This is a genomic window from Alteromonas sp. ABE4_545 (genome assembly GCF_056161325.1).
Genome location: NZ_JBSWYY010000006.1, coordinates 21,872 through 39,882 on the forward strand (window position 1 = coordinate 21,872; position 18,011 = coordinate 39,882).

14 protein-coding genes are annotated in these 18,011 nt (G+C 46.2%); 5 read left to right on the top strand and 9 right to left on the bottom strand.

Annotated features, from left to right (window positions below; genetic code table 11):
* The first annotated feature begins 133 nt into the window (after positions 1-133).
* Positions 134-592, top strand: coding sequence for a DUF192 domain-containing protein (locus tag ACXAH6_RS07695; protein ID WP_474876075.1), 459 nt, complete (start codon positions 134-136; stop codon positions 590-592).
* A 36-nt stretch (positions 593-628) separates the two neighbouring features.
* On the top strand, positions 629-1,978 hold the full coding sequence (gene lysC, locus ACXAH6_RS07700; RefSeq protein ID WP_474876076.1) for a lysine-sensitive aspartokinase 3: 1,350 nt from the start codon (positions 629-631) through the stop codon (positions 1,976-1,978).
* Between the two features lie 46 nt (positions 1,979-2,024).
* On the opposite strand, the gene ACXAH6_RS07705 is transcribed toward lysC, so the two are convergent.
* From ACXAH6_RS07705 to ACXAH6_RS07740, 8 genes are all read right to left on the bottom strand, one after another.
* Positions 2,025-3,617 carry a sensor domain-containing diguanylate cyclase gene (locus ACXAH6_RS07705; protein ID WP_474876077.1) on the bottom strand — a complete coding sequence of 531 codons (1,593 nt, stop codon included), beginning with the start codon at positions 3,615-3,617 and terminating at the stop codon, positions 2,025-2,027.
* A 200-nt stretch (positions 3,618-3,817) separates the two neighbouring features.
* Positions 3,818-5,842, bottom strand: a complete 2,025-nt coding sequence (locus ACXAH6_RS07710; RefSeq protein WP_474876078.1) for a HAMP domain-containing methyl-accepting chemotaxis protein — start codon at positions 5,840-5,842, stop codon at positions 3,818-3,820.
* 326 nt (positions 5,843-6,168) lie between these two features.
* Positions 6,169-6,978, bottom strand: a complete 810-nt coding sequence (locus tag ACXAH6_RS07715; RefSeq protein ID WP_474876079.1) for a symmetrical bis(5'-nucleosyl)-tetraphosphatase — start codon at positions 6,976-6,978, stop codon at positions 6,169-6,171.
* A gap of 2 nt (positions 6,979-6,980) precedes the next feature.
* Positions 6,981-7,376: a Co2+/Mg2+ efflux protein ApaG gene (gene apaG, locus ACXAH6_RS07720; RefSeq protein WP_474876080.1), complete on the bottom strand. Its 396-nt coding sequence runs from the start codon at positions 7,374-7,376 to the stop codon at positions 6,981-6,983.
* Positions 7,369-8,169: a 16S rRNA (adenine(1518)-N(6)/adenine(1519)-N(6))-dimethyltransferase RsmA gene (gene rsmA / locus ACXAH6_RS07725; protein WP_474876081.1), complete on the bottom strand. Its 801-nt coding sequence runs from the start codon at positions 8,167-8,169 to the stop codon at positions 7,369-7,371. The genes apaG and rsmA overlap by 8 nt, the downstream gene beginning before the upstream one ends.
* Entirely contained in the window at positions 8,166-9,149 is a 984-nt protein-coding gene (gene pdxA, locus ACXAH6_RS07730) for a 4-hydroxythreonine-4-phosphate dehydrogenase PdxA (protein ID WP_474876082.1), read from the bottom strand. The genes rsmA and pdxA overlap by 4 nt, the downstream gene beginning before the upstream one ends.
* Before the next feature lie 19 nt (positions 9,150-9,168).
* Positions 9,169-10,452: a peptidylprolyl isomerase SurA gene (gene surA / locus ACXAH6_RS07735; RefSeq protein WP_474876083.1), complete on the bottom strand. Its 1,284-nt coding sequence runs from the start codon at positions 10,450-10,452 to the stop codon at positions 9,169-9,171.
* A 47-nt stretch (positions 10,453-10,499) separates the two neighbouring features.
* The gene (locus tag ACXAH6_RS07740) at positions 10,500-12,764 is read right to left on the bottom strand and encodes an LPS-assembly protein LptD (protein ID WP_474876084.1); all 2,265 of its coding nucleotides are present in this window, start codon (positions 12,762-12,764) and stop codon (positions 10,500-10,502) included.
* A gap of 284 nt (positions 12,765-13,048) precedes the next feature.
* Here ACXAH6_RS07740 and djlA point away from each other — a divergent pair, with 284 nt between their 5' ends.
* Together djlA and xerD are read left to right on the top strand one after the other, a co-directional pair.
* Positions 13,049-13,900: a co-chaperone DjlA gene (djlA, locus tag ACXAH6_RS07745; protein WP_474876085.1), complete on the top strand. Its 852-nt coding sequence runs from the start codon at positions 13,049-13,051 to the stop codon at positions 13,898-13,900.
* 21 nt (positions 13,901-13,921) lie between these two features.
* Positions 13,922-14,818 (top strand): site-specific tyrosine recombinase XerD, encoded by an 897-nt coding sequence (gene xerD / locus ACXAH6_RS07750; RefSeq protein WP_474876235.1) that lies wholly within the window; start codon positions 13,922-13,924, stop codon positions 14,816-14,818.
* Positions 14,819-14,832: 14 nt separating this feature from the next.
* Here xerD and ACXAH6_RS07755 read toward each other — a convergent pair whose 3' ends face one another.
* Positions 14,833-16,851, bottom strand: coding sequence for a methyl-accepting chemotaxis protein (locus ACXAH6_RS07755; protein WP_474876086.1), 2,019 nt, complete (start codon positions 16,849-16,851; stop codon positions 14,833-14,835).
* 420 nt (positions 16,852-17,271) lie between these two features.
* Here ACXAH6_RS07755 and dsbC point away from each other — a divergent pair, with 420 nt between their 5' ends.
* Entirely contained in the window at positions 17,272-17,997 is a 726-nt protein-coding gene (gene dsbC / locus ACXAH6_RS07760; protein ID WP_474876087.1) for a bifunctional protein-disulfide isomerase/oxidoreductase DsbC, read from the top strand.
* Positions 17,998-18,011: the final 14 nt, after the last annotated feature.

Genomic DNA, 18,011 nt, shown 5'->3' on the forward strand with positions numbered 1-18,011 from the left:
TGTAAAAACTTAGACTGACAAGCCGGGCAACATAGCCCGGCTTTTTCGTTTAGGGTAATTTACTTTATCCTGTCGAAAAACAAGTGAAACACAGGAAAGAACAACACCTCGTCATCACATAAGGACAGAGAGTATGAAACACCCAAAATCAAAGGTTTTAGCGTGGGTTGGTGCCGTCGGTATCGCGTTGTCTAGTATCGTTTTCAACGTCCACAGCGCTGAAGAAGATATGGACTTTGCTCATGCCACCATTTCGGTGAAAGACTTAAACCTTGAAGTGGAGTACGCAAAAACGCCTCAACAGCGTGCGCGAGGTTTAATGTTCAGAAAAGACCTGTGTGAAGACTGCGGTATGCTGTTTTTGTTCACACCACCGCGTAGAGCGAGTATGTGGATGAAGAACACCTTTGTACCCTTGGATGTAGCGTTTATCGACAGAGACGGCGTAATTACAGATATAAAGCCACTACAACCACACGATCTCACTTCGGTGGGAGCGTCGACGAAAGTGATGTATGCGCTGGAGATGAATCAAGGTTGGTTTGCCAAAAATAAGATTAAAGTCGGCGACCAAATCCGAGTCCAACGTTAAACCGGCCACAAGCCGAATTATTTTACGGAGAACCCCGTGACTACAGCTTTAACTATCGCCAAGTTTGGCGGAACCAGTGTTGCCAACTACGAAAGCATGCAGAATTGCGCGAAAATTGTCGCTAGCAATAGTGCAACACGCATTGTGGTAGTAAGTGCCTCTGCAGGCGTGACAAATTTACTCGTTGACCTCGCGCACACCGCGCTTACCCAAGATCAAATCGCAGAGCGTTGCCAGTCAATTATCGATATCGAATACGCGATTTTGAACAAGCTTAAAGACAAGTCGTCAGTAGCGTCAAAGCTAGAAGACTTACTAGAAGAGCTTCGCGGTCTAGCGTACCACGAAGAGATTCTTCACCGTCATGATGTAAAAGACCAGTTGCTCTCAATGGGTGAGCGTATGTCTTCACTTTTGTTCAGCGCAGTGCTTGCGGAACAAGCGGTGAGTACCATGAACTTTGACGTGCGCAAAGTATTGCGCACCGATAGTGAATTCGGCGCTGCTGCACCTGAGTTAGCGACTATTGAAGCCCAAGCGGAACAGTTAATGCGCCCAGAGATTGCGGAGCATATTTTGGTTACACAAGGGTTTGTTGGTGCAGACGAAGAAGGCCGTACTACTACCCTTGGTCGAGGCGGTTCAGACTTTACCGCAGCTTTACTTGCAGAGGCGTTAAAAGCGGAAGTTTGCGAGATTTGGACCGACGTAACAGGGGTTTATACTACCGACCCACGTATTACTCCGGCGGCTCATCCACTGCCTGAATTGAGCTTTGAAGAAGCCGCAGAAATGGCGACCTTCGGTGCTAAAGTATTGCACCCTGCGACCATGGAGCCTGCATTACGTCAAAATATTCGCGTGTTTGTTGGCTCAAGTAAAGAGCCAGAGAAAGGCGGTACTTGGATTGTTCGCGACTGTGAAGAAGAGCCACCTTATCGCGCTATCACTCGTCGTAAAGAGCAAGTGATGGTAACGGTTAAAACACCAAAAATGCTTTACGCGCAGGGCTTTTTACAACAAGTATTCTCGATCATCGCTAAGCATAAGCTGAGCGTAGATTTAGTGACTACGTCAGAAATTTCAGTGTCGTTTACGTTGGATAACCCTGCGAATTCGGTGGCACAGCGCCTGAACAAGCAAACCATTGCTGAACTTGAAACCATCTGTGATGTAAAAGTAGAGCATGGATTTGATTTGGTTACTGTTGTGGGCAACCACATGCATTCTGCAATTGGTGTATCTAGTAAGATATTTGCCGCGGTGTCTGATTACAACTTGCGTATGATTTGCTTCGGTGCCAACCCTCACAACTTGTCTTTCTTGGTTAATGAGCAAGACAGCAATGACATTGTGAAGGTGTTACACAAAGCATTGTTTGAATAATATCGCATTATTGCTTATCGAAGGCCTCTGTTTTATGAGGCCTTTTTTATTCCCATTGCACCTGATTTCGTCCCGCTTCTTTTGCTTTATACAAAGCGTCATCGGCTGCTTTCATCAGTTGGTCAGCGTTAAATGGCTTGCCCTGATGCTTGGCGCCCAAACCAATTGATACGGTTATCACGTTAGCGGTAGAAGAGGCTTGGTGAGGTATTTGAAGATCATGAACGCACCGGGTGAGGTTTTGCGCCACTTTTATCGCTTCGGCATGAGACGTATCACGCAAAATAATAGCGAATTCTTCACCGCCATATCGGCAGACAACATCGGTAGATAAATGGGTGTTGTGCATCAGTGTTTGTGCAACCCGAATCAGTGCTTTGTCGCCCATGGCGTGGCCATAGTGGTCGTTGTAGTGCTTAAAGTGATCAACATCAATTATCAGAACGCTAATTTCGTTATCCCGAGTTTCTTTGTCACTGGCCAGTTTGGCTAATGTCGCGTCTAAATACCGTCTATTATACAACCCTGTCAAACCGTCAGTTTCACTCATCACTTTTAGTTTTTGGTTGTGCTCTTGGAGGCTTTTTTGTTGCGTTTTCACTAGCGAAAAGAGTTGTTCTAAACGGTTCGCCAGTAATGTCATTTCATCATTTCCGCGATAGGGGATAGTTTTATCGAAATCACCCGAATCCGTTACGTGTTGTACTACACCAACAATGCTGTTGAGTGGCTTCAATACAAATTTGTTGATAAACCAGTACAAGATACCGAGTATGCATATAGATAGCCCAATGCCGACCAGCAGAGAACTGTCTATTAAGCTGTCGTCGTAAGGGTGAGGTCGCTCTTTAAATGAGATAGCGAAAATAGGCGTATCGTGAATATCGGTAAAACCAAGGTAGAGGCGTTCATTGTGTGAAACGATATTGGCCTGGTCGTTATCAAAGTTCCATTGCGAAATGAGAGAGGTTAACTTTGTCAGGGCACTGCCCCCGTGTATTTGTAACCCCAAGTTAAGTTCTTCGTCGATATTTCCAATTAAGTCGTCATCGATAAACCGCCATATCAATGCAGTGCCGACCGAAGGGCCTGTTTGGTCAGAACGCACAATCGATTGCGTTAATATGAGCGCTGGCCGATTTTGAATATAGGTAAAGCCCCATTTTTTCACCAATGCTGACGTATCTGCTGAGGTCTTTTGGGTAATGAGGAGGTTGTTAACAACGTCGTCGTGAGGCTGAGATAACACTAGATTATTGAAAGGCTTGAAATTAATGTCGGTGCTAAGACCTTGTTTGAAGTTGCCTTGGCTATCATAAAAATACCAACCATGAATATTGAGGTATTGGAACGACTCTTTGATAAAGTAATTGCTTACAAACCAATCTGTATTGTTTTGCGACATGGCGGTATACATTTCATCCCACGCCGCGTTATCGTACAGAATGTTGCTAAGTTGGTTAATGCGCTGCGCGAGTGCAGAAGCAACGGTGTTCAACGCATTTTTATCGTTCTTTATTGCCATTTCGTTTAACGACGGCAATATCCAAATCGCTCTTATGGCTGACTGTGCGGAGAGTATGAGTATACAGGTAAGTGCAACGGCGATAAGAAGTTTGGCTTTTAAGCTAACGCGCATAGGAGCCTCTAGGGTCATTGATGAACAAGGTTTATCATCAGAGCTATCCTAGCTACAGAATGGGTAAACGGACTCCTTTAAGTATATGCGATTTTGTGAATTTTGCTTTTTTTAGCCGTTCGGTGAAGAAAATACTCTAGGCATAAAAAAACACCGTCATTAGACGGTGTTTTTTGAACGGTTAGAAGGGCCGTGATGTGCTAAACGCGGAACTGACGAATAGACTGTTGCAGCTCTTCTGCGAGTCTTGCCACTTCATGGCTAGACTCAGAGGTTTGCTGGGAGCCTACTGACGTTTCTTCTGCAATACCGACTATGGTTTCTAGCTTTTCACTGATTTCCTGAGACACAATATTCTGTTCTCGTGCCGATTGCTCAATCTGAGAGCTTACGTCATGAGCTCGGTGAACGGCATCTGAAATCACGTCCAGCGCTTGTGTGGCTTTTTCTGATTGCTCAACACAGATTGCTGTTTGTTCTTTACCTTGATTCATAACCGCTACGGCTTGTTCTGCACCAGCTTGTAGTACTTCGATCATGGCATTGATTTCTTGCGTCGATTCTTGTGTTCGGCTCGCAAGTGTACGTACTTCGTCGGCAACCACGGCGAAACCACGACCTTGTTCACCGGCACGTGCTGCTTCGATAGCGGCGTTGAGTGCCAACAAGTTAGTTTGGTCTGCCACACCGCGAATTACGTCGAGAATGCCGCCGATACTGGCACTGTCTTGGTGAAGCTTGTTAATAACTTGGGCTGCTTCTTCAACGTCTTTCGCCAATACTTCGATGGTTGTTTTGTTTTCCACCGAGATATTGCGCACATTCTTAGCTTCTTCATCTGCATGACGAATTTGAGCCAAGGTGTCTTCTGCGCTTTGCGTAACGATTTGCGAAGTTGAATGCATTTCTGTTGTTGCAGTAGCAACATGAGAGATTTGCGCTTTCTGATCCTGAATCGACTGCGTGGCTTGCAACGTTACGGCAGAGGTTTGCTCTGCTGCGGCTGATAGTTGTTCGGCACGCTCGTTAATAGCAAGGATCAATTGCTTTAAGCTGCCAATCAATTTATTACAGTTACGAGCAAGCTGACCAAATTCGTCTTGTGCAGAGTCGTCCAGTTTATGCGTTAGGTCACCTGATGACGCTACGTTCAGTAATTCGTTAACTTTAGACAAGGGGCCGGTGATCGCGGTAACGGTTCTAAAACCGATAAAGAAGGCGATAGCCAGTGAAATTGCCACAATCACAAGGATCCAGAATGTGCCTGATGACACCGAGCTGGCGACTTCGGATTCAATCGTGCGCGCGCGCGTGTTCGCCAAGTTGAGCAAATGCTCTAGCTGGGCGATAGCTTGTTCAGCTTGAGCATCTGAACTATTCAGTGCTTGCGCTGCGCTGTTGCGATGATTCAAACGTTTAACGTGCAAAGCTACTAGACCGTCGCTTGCCATTACCGCGTTTAATGCTTCGTTAACCATGTCGCTGATGTCGTCAACTGTGCCTGAAGTGTCTTGCCCTTTGGCAGTGCTAACAAAATCGCTAAGCTGTTTAGATACTTGTTCAACGGTAAGTTTTACTTCGTTGCCCAAGGTGTCTGCTCGTACGAGTGAATCTGTTTTGATGTAATCAGACGAGACTGTCATCAGTGACAATAGCAAGGTTTCTAAACGCCCGCCAAGCTCGGCTGCATCACGCAAGTTGCGGTTTGACTGGACGGCGTCTAAATCTGAAAAATCGAGCAAATAGGTTGAGGCGTCGTCGGCGTTATCTTCGACATCCATGAGTTTGTCTTCTAACTCATTGCGAATATTCATGTAAGCCAAATGGTTTTGGTACATGCTTTCGATGTCAGATACCGCTTTGTCGTAGTAAGTTTTCACTTTATTAAGCGTGGCACTTAACTCGTCGTCACCCGATACGACTTGCGCGAGTTTTTTATACTCGCTGCCAAAGCGCTCTTTGCTTTCGTTAAAGCTTGCTTGTTTATTTTTGAGGCTGTTGATGTCGTCATCAATGTAGGCTTCGAACGTTGTTCGGCCAATCATTAAAAACGACGCTTTTAGCGCATTGCTTCCCGAAAGCGTGGGAATAGCAAGTTCATTGACTTCGTCAGTGGCACTTTTAACGGTGTTTAGGTTAAATAGCGACGAAACGCTAATCACGATCAACAAAATACTGATAGTGACAAAGCCACCAATAATTCGCATTCTTACGGTTAAATTCATTACAGCTCCCGGAGCACTTTTTTTTTATTTTTGTCTGGTCTGCTAAAGTCCGACAAAAATTCAACTTCAATTCTTAGCGTTCTCTCGTTTTGGTTTTCTCGCACACGTTTTAAAAACATGTCCTTGATGCGAAAAACTGAGACCTTAAGAGCACATTCCAACGTATTGGATGCTACACTCTATTAAGCTTTATCGGTTTGATTCACGAATGCTAAAGTGACAGATAGTAGTTTATCACTTTTATGTTCAATAAAGGAGCAAAACGTGCACCATAGCACTGAGCTTATTGCTTAACTGTATTACAGTTCTATTGTGAAGTGTAGAGTCTAATTTGCTTTTGTGCGATAAAAGCGTTGATTGTCCAAGCAATAGAGTGTGAGCGTGTTGCCCCACACATACCCAGTGTCGAGACCGATATAGTGGGGATGCTTTGTCATGCCTTCCAATGCAGCCCAATGACCGAAGAAAACTTGTTCTTCTTCGCCCAGTTTTTTATTGGTCACTTTATACCATGGGGTCAAAGACTTAGGCGCGTCTTTAGGGCCGCATTTTGTTTTCATTTCCAGCGCTTTGCCCGACGTTAGAAAGCGCATGCGTGTGCAGGCATTGATGATAAATCGCAACCGTGCAAAGCCGGTTAAACTGTCATCCCATTCACTTGGGCCGCTGCCGTACATGTTTTCCAGTAAATCGATGTAATCCGCTGACTGCAAGGTGTGACTGACTTCGTCACTCAGCGCTAACAGTTGCTCGGTGGACCATTTAGGAAATAACCCAGCATGCACCATCACGTGCTTTTCTGACAGTCGCATCGCTAGCGGAAATTGGCGTAACCAATCGATTAACTCAACGAGATCTGGCGCATCGAGCAGAGATTTGAGCTTGTCTTTCTTGTTCGCTGGCTTAACGCTGTTGGCCACACTCAGAAGGTGTAAATCATGATTCCCCAAAACCGACTGGAAACTGCTTCCCAGTGATTTTAGATACCGCAGTGTAGACAATGAATCTTCGCCACGAGCCACAAGGTCACCAACCGCGTAGAGGGTGTCTTCGCTTGGCGTAAACGCGACTTTTTCCAACAACGCGCGTAAGCCCTGATAACACCCTTGAATGTCACCAATGATATAACGTGCCATCGTTAATTAATTGCGTTTGGTAAGGCTAAACTAAAAGGCGCAATGGGCGTTTTAAATGAACGGCCATCTTGAGTGGTCATCACGTAATAACCCTGCATGCTCCCAACGGGGGTATCAATTACTGCACCACTGGTATATTGAAATGATTCACCGGGGGCAATGGTTGGTTGTTTACCTACAACACCATCACCTTGAACTTCAGAGCGCTTATTGTTGGCATCGGTAATAAGCCAATAACGGCTCTCTAACGTCACGGGAAAGGTGTTGTGGTTACGTATTGTAATTTGATACGCAAAGGCGTATTTATCAGCACTATCTGGCAAGTGGTCTGGTAAGTAACGGGTAGACACCTGTACGGCCACTAAATCCTCTGGTGCAAGCTCAGAATTATCACTCATGTTCATCAACCCAATTCGCGATTGCAGCAAAGTCTTTTAACGATAAAGCTTCAGCACGTTGGGATGGATCAATGCCTAATTGAGTTAAACTGTCAGCGTCGATAACTTCTTTCAGGCTGTTGCGAATAGTTTTACGGCGTTGATTAAATGCTTGGGCGCATACGCGTTCAAGGGTTTTCGCTGAGGTTACTTCAACTGGCGGTGTTTTGTGCGGCACCAGTTTAACTACCGCTGAATCGACTTTGGGCGGTGGTACAAAAGCGCCAGGTGGTACATTCAATACTGGAATGACATGGCAATAATATTGCGCCATCACCGACAAGCGGCCGTAATTTTTGTTACCCGGGCCAGCGGCTAAACGGTTTACCACTTCCTTTTGCAGCATAAAATGCATGTCTTTTACTGCACCAGCAAAGCTAAACAAATGGAACATCAATGGAGTCGAGATGTTGTACGGCAAATTGCCGAAGACACGCAAGGGTTTGCCTTCAGTGGGCAAGGTGGTGAAATCCATTGTCAGGGCGTCTTGCTCGATCACCGTTAATTTGTTGGCATGGAACGGGTGATGGCGAAGGCGTTTGGCTAAGTCTCTGTCTAACTCGATGACCGTTAGCGCATTAACCTGCTCGCAAACGGGCTCGGTGAGGGCGCCTAAACCAGGACCAATCTCAACCATAAAGTCGTCATCCGTTGGATTGATGGCGGCAATAATTCGGTCAATAACATAGGCGTCGTTAAGGAAGTTTTGTCCAAAACGCTTGCGGGCAGTGTGCCCTAAGTGTGTCTTATTCATTGTTTGTGCTGAGCTAATTCTATTGCTTTGTTAAGTGCGACACGAAAACTGCCGCAGTCAGCCTTTCCGGTTCCGGCTAAATCGAGAGCGGTACCGTGGTCGACAGATGTACGAATGAATGGCAACCCAAGTGTGATGTTCACTGATTTACCAAAACCCATATATTTTAGCACAGGTAACCCTTGGTCGTGGTACATGGCTAAGACTACGTCGGCGTGTTCTAAGTATTTGGGTTGGAAAATAGTATCGGCAGGCAACGGACCGGTAATACGCAGCCCTTGTTCGCGCAATTCTTCAAGTGCTGGCGTAATGGTAGTAATTTCTTCAGTACCTAAATGGCCGTCTTCACCTGCATGAGGGTTAAGGCCACACACGTAAATGTGGGGGTGCGTTATGCCAAACTTGAGTTTTAGGTCGGTGTGAATGATGTGCAACACTTTGTGTAAACGTTCACGAGTGATCGCACGCGACACATACTCCAGAGGAATATGAGTTGTAGCGAGTGCAACATTCAGACCTTCTGTCGACAGTAACATGACGACGTCGATGGTGTTTGATTGCAGGGCAAAATATTCAGTATGACCGCTAAACGATACCCCTGCTTTATTAATAATCCCTTTATTCACTGGGCCGGTCACCACAGCGTCAAAACTTCCTTCCATGTTTGCTACGCAAGCTTGGCGTAGCGTTTCAACCACGTAATGGCCATTTTCACTGTTTAATTCACCCGCGATGGCGTGGGTTGCCATCGGTATGGGTTGAATATAAAGCTCACCCGCAGATTGAATAGCATAATTGTCTTCTTCAAATGGGCGCAAAGTGATGGGCAAGCCGAGTTCGGCTGCCCGTGTCTCTAACAGCATGGGGTCGGCAAATACAACCAACTGCGCTTGCCATGCTTCTTGCGCCAACTTAAGAATAAGATCAGGCCCAATACCCGCAGGTTCTCCTGGAGTGACGGCAATGCGTAAGGGCTTCATTGTTGATTCCTGATTCAAATTACTGGCCTACGACTTCGATGTATGCGGCATCGCGCATTTCACGCATCCAGTTTTCGGTTTCTTCTGCAAATTTACGGTTGAAGATCAGCTGTGAGGCTTTTTCTTCTTTGCGTTTTTCGGTTGCGTCATCCACGCGGCGGTCGATCAACTGCATTAAGTGCCAACCGTGAACTGAACGCACAGGTTCACTGTATTCACCGGGTTGTAGTTTCGCTAGTGCATCTTTAAACGCTGGTACGTATAGGTTTGGATCAGCCCAACCTAGCTCCCCACCACGCAATGCTGAACCTGGGTCTTCAGAGTACTCTTTTGCTAACTCAGCAAAGTCTGCTTCACCGGCAATTAATTGCTTTCTGAAATCTGCCAGCATATTTTTGGCTTTTTCTTCACTTAAGATAATAGACGGCTTAATAAGAATGTGACGCGCGTTCACTTCTTCTACTTCTACAACATCAATACCGCGTGTGTCTTGAATTTTAAGAATGTGGAAACCGGCACCACTGCGAATTGGGCCAATGAGTTCATCTTTGCGCTTGCCTTGTACCGCTTCAGCAAACAGTGTGGGCATGGCGTTAATATTTAACCAACCCATGTCACCGCCTTCTAATGCTTCTGAGCCAGAAGATGAGGCAATGGCAATTTGGGCAAAATCAGAACCGTCTTTTAATAGCTCTAGCACGCGATTGGCGCGCTTACGCGTATCTTCCACAGCTTCGTCGGTAAGCTCAGCGGGGAAACCAATTAAGATGTGGCCTAAACGGTACTCAGCTTGCTGTGAGCCTTGTTGTTCAATCAAATCAACCAGTGATTCTACTTCTTGAGGGGTAATGTAAACACGACGGCGCACAGCGGCACGGCGTACTTCACCCATAATCAGTTCGTCTCGAATTTGTTCGCGATAGTCGTCGTATGACAAGCCCTGACGAGCCAACTCCGCTCGTAACTGCTCAGAGGTTACGCCTTGATTGGCGGCAATGTTCGCAATGGTTTGTTCGAGTTGGGGGTCGCTGATACGAATACCCATACGTTCGGCCATTTGCATTTGCAGGCTTTTGAGAATAAGGCGTTCGATGGCCTGTGTTCTCAGCGCTTTGTCAGATGGCAACTGTTGGTCGCTTTCATCTGCATTGCGTTTTACCTCATCAACCAAAGCTTGTACTTCACTTTCCAGTACTACGCCCTGATCGACGATCACAGCCACTTTATCGAGGGACTCTACTTGAGCAACACTGGCGAATGCCACTACTGCGCTTAACCACAAACCCTGAATTAGAAACTTCATACACACTCTTAATTGTTACTATTGTTTTAGCCGAATATTCTCGACGCTTAATTTAAAATGTACGGTTGGCGGTAACCAAACATGCCGTCTACTAGCATGTCACGGTTGCTGCTTTTGGTACCAATACCTTTGAAGATAAACTGCAAAGAAATACCCGAATCGAATTCGTCGGTGTTTTGCATGTCATCGCCATACCGGTTACTCAATTGGCGTTGCGCGACAACGCGTATTGCCCAACAACAAGATTCGTACTGTAAACCAAAATAGTTTTCAATGCTGCGATCTCGCTCTAAATCTCGGTATGAGCGGCCAACAAAGTGCCAATTGTTGGTTAGCGGCCAACTCACAGATACACCGGCTTGGTCGATGACTTCGCCAGATAAATCTCTTACGTAGCGGTGAGTTAACTGAACGAGACTGTTAGCATTGTGACGATATTCAAAGGTAACACTACTACGCTCTACTTTATCGGTTTCCGTTGTAATTTGCACATCGGTGTGTACAAACATACGGCTACTTAATCGCCAATCTAATTCAGCCGCAAGTGCGGAACGGTCGGTCGATTTGGTCGCAGCGGTGACTTTGTTGTCTGTCAGGTAGAATATCTGACCCAAACTTAGTACAAATTGTTCCCTGTTGTTGTCGTCGATTATACGAGATGTCATCCCAAGGGTAATTTGGTTGTTGTCACTTATTCTGTCGAGGCCGGTAAACTCGCGGCCTCGGAACAAACCGTTTACGTCGGTGAGCAAAGCGGTAGTGTCGTATAAACCAATATCAGATTGGTCTTCGTACGAGGTGTACAAGTACTGCACTTTTGGCTCGAAGGTCATGGTTGTGTCTTGATCAAACCAGTGTTGTTCGCGTTCGAAGTACAAGGTACCGAATAATCGCCCTTGTCCCAATGTGCGGTTTACGCTCTCTTTGAGTTCTGTGCCTTCAACCTTATCTTGTTGATAATACGTATTGAGCAAGCTGACTTCGGCGGTTAATTCACCCCAGTGGCGTTGATAAGGCAGTGCGATAGTTGGCGCAACGTGCCAGCGCATGGCGGTGGGGTTGGCTTCGTTTGCACTTTCAAAGTAGGCGAGTTCAGAGTCGATGTTAAAGGTGAAATAACGCCCCAGTGCTTCGTGGTAGTTCAGCTTGGCTTCTGGCAACGCACGATAGATATCAGGGTGATCGCCGATGGTTTCAAAGTCGCGCATATACAGGCTAAAATCCAGATTGTCTGAATAATAATCCAGCCCTATTGTGCGGTACAAATGGGTGTCGGCGCGGTTATAAAAATCTGAATTTAAATCAACAATGTAATTGTCATCGCTCAAACCGTTAAAGTCGACATTTAACATCCAGTTGTCGCTCAATTCACCTTGGTGAACATAGCGATAAAAGTATCGGCTCGGATTGCCCGCTTGGTCATCGTCGCTGGGTAGATATTCAAAGTTGAGTTGTCCGTTGCCGGTTTTGGTTAAATAACGAAACTCTGTCTGCAACTGAACCCCACGGTTTGACATCATACGCGGCGTGATCAACATGTCGTAGTTGGGCGCGATATTCCAATAAAAAGGTTGCTTGATATCTATTCCCGTCGAGCTGGAAGACGAAATTTGAGGGAATAGTAGGCCTGTTTGACGCTCGTTTGAAACAGGAAACGCAAAATAGGGTAAGTACAGCACAGGTACGTCGCCGACATAAAAACGCGTGTGATAGGCTTCGCCCAATGAAGATCCATTGGCAATGCTAATTTCAGACGCCTGTAAGCTCCAGTCTTCCTCGCCAATCGGACAAGTCGTAAAGGTCACGTCTTCTAACACTAAGCCGTCATTCGTGTTGAGTTTGATTCTCTCCGCCGCACCATGACCAACAAAGCCTGTCAGTTGATAAATGGTGTTGTCCATTGTGAGAGATTCTTTTGACGAACTGATCTCAATTGCGTCGCTCTGTACTAGTAATTGTTCGTCTTGGTAGCCTACTTGTCCTGTAGCCTTGAGGGTTTTTGTGGCGTTTTCTAGCTTGGCTTCTTGGGCCGAAATAATGGCGCTGTCACTGACAATATTCACATCGCCTTTAAATTCCGCTTTAGCGGTGCCTATGATCTCAGCTTCCTGTGCTTTTACTTTTATTTGCTCTGGCGGCATCAGTTGTTCACTGGAAAACCGCACGGGCGCTACGGCACACAGGTCAGATTGTGCAGGCACAGGTGTTACTAATGCGGTGTCGCCGCTCTGAGCATAGACCGGGAGTGACAATGCACCAATGAAAAGGGCAGAGATGTTAGCTTTGAAGTGTACAACGTTGTTTTTAATCATTCAGCGTGTGGCTTTACAGGCAATCTTTTTTAGGCTGTGAACAATTTATCAGGCAATGCCTGTGCGAATTCTATGCTGTGACCTTGGGTTTTGTGCGAACGTTCACATTATTTAACGTTCAGTTGTTACAGCTTAAGGGCGCTAATTCTAAGCACTTATGACGCAATAACCAACATTCAACACAAAAAAATAGTGAAAATATCTAATTCACAGTGACATTCTTGGCATTTTACGGTCAAGTAATAGAGTAATACAGCCAATCGCAGACACGGGAGAATTTGGCCATGCAGGTATGGGGTAAGATCCTCGGCTTACTTTTTGGATATATGTTTTTAAGAATCCCAGGGGCGATTATAGGTTTGATAGTCGGTCATATGTTCGACCGTGGCTATAGCCAAGATTTCAGCCAGATGGGGGGATTTGGACGATTTTTTACCGAACAGGGTGATTTAAAAAAACAGGCAATCTTCTTCCATAGTTTATTTGCAGCACTTGGGCACTTGGCAAAAGCCGATGGTAAAGTGACCGAGTCTGAGATTGCCGTTGCCACGGCACTGATGGACGAAATGCGGCTGGAAGGCGACGCTCGACGCGAAGCGCAACAAGCTTTTCGCGAAGGCAAAGACGCAGATTATCCCTTGTACGACACGTTGCGCAGTTTGCATGAGTCGTGTCATGGTCGGCGCGATATTTTGCAGGTGTTCTTGGAAATACTCATCCAAAGTGCATTCGCTGACGGTCAGTTGTCGAAAGAAGAATACAACGTGCTTGAAAAAGTGGCGCGTGCTCTTGGCTTTAAACGTCAGGATTTGGATTTTCTCGTCGCTGCGTTTGAAGCTGAAATTCGTTTTCGTCAGCGTGCTGGCGGGCGTGGGCAGCAGCGCGGTGGTGGTCAACAACGCTCGGCTTATTACAGCGAGAGTCAGTCATTAGAAGATGCGTATGCGATTCTCGGCGCCAATGCCGCCGATGACGATAAAGAAATTAAACGCGCATATCGCAAGAAAATGAGTGAACACCACCCCGATAAATTAGCGGCCAAAGGGTTGCCGCCACAAGCGATGGAAATAGCCAAGAACAAGGCGCAAGATATTCAAGCGGCGTATGAATTGATTAAACAGAAGCGGGGCATCTAAGGCTTGAACAAATCGATTCCTTTGACGACTCGAAGTCAGACGTTAATCGATGATTTCATCGAAATGTTGTGGATTGAAAAGGGGTTAAGTGATCACACCCAGCAGAGTTATCGCACTGATCTGGTGAAACTGGCGCAGTTTGCACAGGTAAAGTTGCAGCAACCTCTGGCAAATTTGGATGTGCCCCATATTCAAGATTACCTTGCCTATCGTCATGAACAAGGGTTGTCAACGCGTAGTACGCAGCGAGCAATGAGCGCTATGCGTGCGTTCTATCGCTATTTAGTGGCACAGCGAGTTCGGCTTGATAACCCCATTACTCAACTGAAAAACCCGAAAACAGCGAAAAAGCTACCCACGTCGTTATCTGAGCAAGAAGTTGACGACTTGTTAGCTGAACCTAACGCCGACGATGCAATGGAATGTCGTGATAAATGCATGTTGGAAGTGTTGTATGCGACCGGCTTGCGGGTGAGTGAATTAGTTGGCTTGCGATTGTCACAGATTTCGACACAACAAGGCGTAGTGCGGGTAACAGGGAAGGGAGACAAAGAGAGATTAGTCCCACTTGGAGAGGAAGCCGTTGAGTGGCTAGAGCACTATATGAAATCTGCGCGCGGAGAATTACTTCGCCACGCAACAGATGTGGTATTTCCGAGTAAACGGGGTGTGCAAATGACTCGGCAAACATTTTGGCATCGCATTAAACACTATGCTAGTAGGGCAGGGATAAAACAGTCTTTATCACCCCACACGCTTCGACATGCTTTTGCCACTCATTTACTTAATCACGGCGCCGATCTTCGCGTGGTACAAATGTTACTGGGGCACAGTGACCTGTCGACCACGCAAATATACACTCACGTGGCCACAGAACGGTTGCAGAACCTTATTCACACCCATCACCCAAGGGGGTAGACAAGTGAAGGTAGCTATACTTTTAAGCGTGATAATTGAGCGTCCATTTGGGTAATTTGGGCGTCGATGTGCTGATAAACCTGCTGAAGCACATTGCCCAGTTCCGCAAGTTCTACACTGCTGTCACTCACGGCAACAACGCGTTGATTGATATCTTCACTGACCTGACTTTGCTGGTGTGCAGCAGTGGCAACTTGACTGATACTGTCGTTAATGGCTTCTAAGTTTGTCAGCGTAAGCGAGATATCATCGTAACTCTTTTGGGTTTTGCTGACCGTTGATTCAACCGAAGTACTGATAGACTGCAACGCCGATACCGCTGATTGCACACGTTGTTGTAGTTCAGAAATCAGCTGGCTAATTTCTAATGTCGAAGTTTGTGTTCTCGCGGCAAGGCTTCTTACTTCATCGGCGACCACAGCAAAGCCTCGCCCTTGCTCTCCAGCTCGTGCCGCTTCAATGGCCGCATTGAGTGCGAGTAAATTCGTTTGCTCCGCAATAGCGCCTATGGTTGTTAGAATGCCTGTGATGTCTTCGGTTTTGCTCGCAACGTCGTTGACATTTTGCGCCGAAGACTGGATGGCACTGGCAAGACTATTGACCTCGCTAACATTATGATTAAGCGAAACCTGAGTCTCACTCAACATGGTATTACATTCTCGGGTATGTTGTGCGGTATTCGCGGCTAAGTCGGCAACCTCGGCAGACGATGAACTCATTTCTGTGATCGCCGTTGCAATGCTGTCTAATTGATGTTGCTGATCTTCTGTGCGTTGATGCACTTTGTTGGCACTGTCTGAAAGCTGGTTGAGATCGTCAACCAGCGACGTCGCGCTCTGTTTACTTTGACGAATCATGTCGGCGAGCTTAAAGATAAAGGCATTCAAGCCCTTCGCTAACGCAATTAATTCAGCATGAGAGTCGACACTAACCGATTGTGTGAGGTCGCCTTCTTGAGTGGCCAGTGTTTGTACCGATTGCGACACTTTGCCAATAGGGCTTGCAATAGAGCGTGCAACCCAGATGGCGATTAATACCGCAGCGATGACAAATATAACCGCAAAAATCACCAAGAAGGTGAGAGACTGGTTAACGCTGTCTTCACTGAACGTCTGCATTTGATGCATGGTACTGAGGGCTTCCGTTTCGGGTAATGACACCACTAATGTCCAACTTACACCGGTATCGGCAATGGTAAATTCATGGGTAACGTGCCATATGCCTTTGTTGATCATTAACGTATCTTTGCGCTCCAGTACATTTTTGAGCTCGGTGTCTATCTTTGATAAATGCTCGCCTAATTTATTGGGGTATTCGCTCGACGCCACAACAAACTGGCGTTGGCTAATAAGTGTTAACTCAGCTTTTCCTGAAAACAGTGTGTTGCTGTATTCGTCTATCCATTTTTGTAAGATAGGCAGATTGATGTCCATACCAACCAAACCACGAAATTGCCCATTCACCAGTACAGGCACGGTGAGAGACGTCATTAATTCTGAGTTGCCAGGTTCAATTTCATAAAGGTATGGGTCGGCAATACAAGGCTTTTTGCTGTCCATACTGCACAGGTACCACTCGGCCTCGCGCAGGCCGTATTCGTTTTTCTCAGACAAGTACTTTTCGTTCGGGTCGTCGACGGGGTACATCACAGGGCCCGACGCTTCTTTCACCCAATACACTTCAAATGAGCCGCTTGGGGTACTGTGTTTTTCAACGCCGGTAAAGGCTTTGTCGTTGCCATCATAACCATTGGCTTCAAACTGAGCATAGGTTGAACTGGCAGACGGCGTGCCCATCATGGCTGATTGTGCCAGTTGTGTGGCTTCATCCCGTGACAGCGAGTGATTGGGCGTTGCTGTATCGGCAAGCATAGTGGCGAGTGCTTGTATCGATGAGAAGGTCTTTTCTAACAGGCTTTTCACTTGCAGAGAGGTTTTCTCTGCATTTAATACCATTTGTGCTTCAATGTTTTCTTTTAGCGCTGATTCGACACGGGTTAATTGCTTGTCAGATAAAGCGTTGAGATTCATCATCGCCACCTGACTTAATGTGACGGTGCAAACTACCACCAATAGCACTAAGGCACATATTAATTTGACTTGGATGGACATTTCCTTAAAAGACATTGTATTCCCCTACTGTGCAATGACTTATTCTGCTTCTTCGGATATTGCAGACAGAGAGCAAAGAGTGTCTTTCTATCTGACTGATTTAGAGAGCATGTTTGTATTTTTTCGCGCGTATTTTAAGCATATAGGGTATTTTCAATTTTGCTATTTTTGTTCGATATTGACGGGCAAAAAATAGCGATAAAGGTACCGTGTTGTGTCTTTGGTATGACAAAGTCTGTTATCTGTCGGCAAAGTGTTGGGTGTGGGCAGCGGATAGTGTAATCTTTATGGTCATTGTCCGGTCTGAGAAAGATGTGTCCGGCGTTCACAGGAGTAAGATGAATGAAATTGTTACGTAGCATGGTGGCCGGTATCTGTGTATTGGTGTCAACTAATGCCTTTTCTGAAGAAAGCCAAGCCATGTCAATGGAAGCCGTGCAAACAAGTATGCAGGCAAAAGTCGGTTTAAAAGTGCTTTCTATCGCAGACTCTCCCGTTCCTGGTCTCTATCAGTTGAGTACCGCTCGTGGGTTATTTTATGCCAGTGTCGACGGCAATTATTTACTTCAGGCGCGTGTATTTAACGTGAATGAAGGCATGAAAAACGAAACAGAAGAAGCGCTCGCTGCTATTCGCCTTGACGGTGTGGCGGAATTTGCCGATGACGCCATTGAATTTAAAGCGAAAGACGAAAAACACGTGATCACCGTGTTTACCGACACCACTTGTGGCTATTGCCGCAAACTGCACAATGAAATTGGCGAGCTGAACGACAATGGCATTACGGTTCGGTATTTGGCCTTTCCCCGTAGCGGGTTAACCTCTGCCACCTACGATGACATGGTATCAGTGTGGTGTTCTGCCAACCCTCAGCGCGCTTTAACAGAGGCAAAAAGTGGGGAGTCGGTTAATACAGCAAAATGCCAAAATACGGTGGCGCAACAATATCAATTAGGTCAACGCTTAGGCGTTACCGGTACGCCGAACATTATTTTGGAAGACGGTACACTGATCCCAGGTTATCAACCTGCACAGGTATTAATTCAAGCGTTAAACGCTCGCGGTTAACACACATGGGGTGT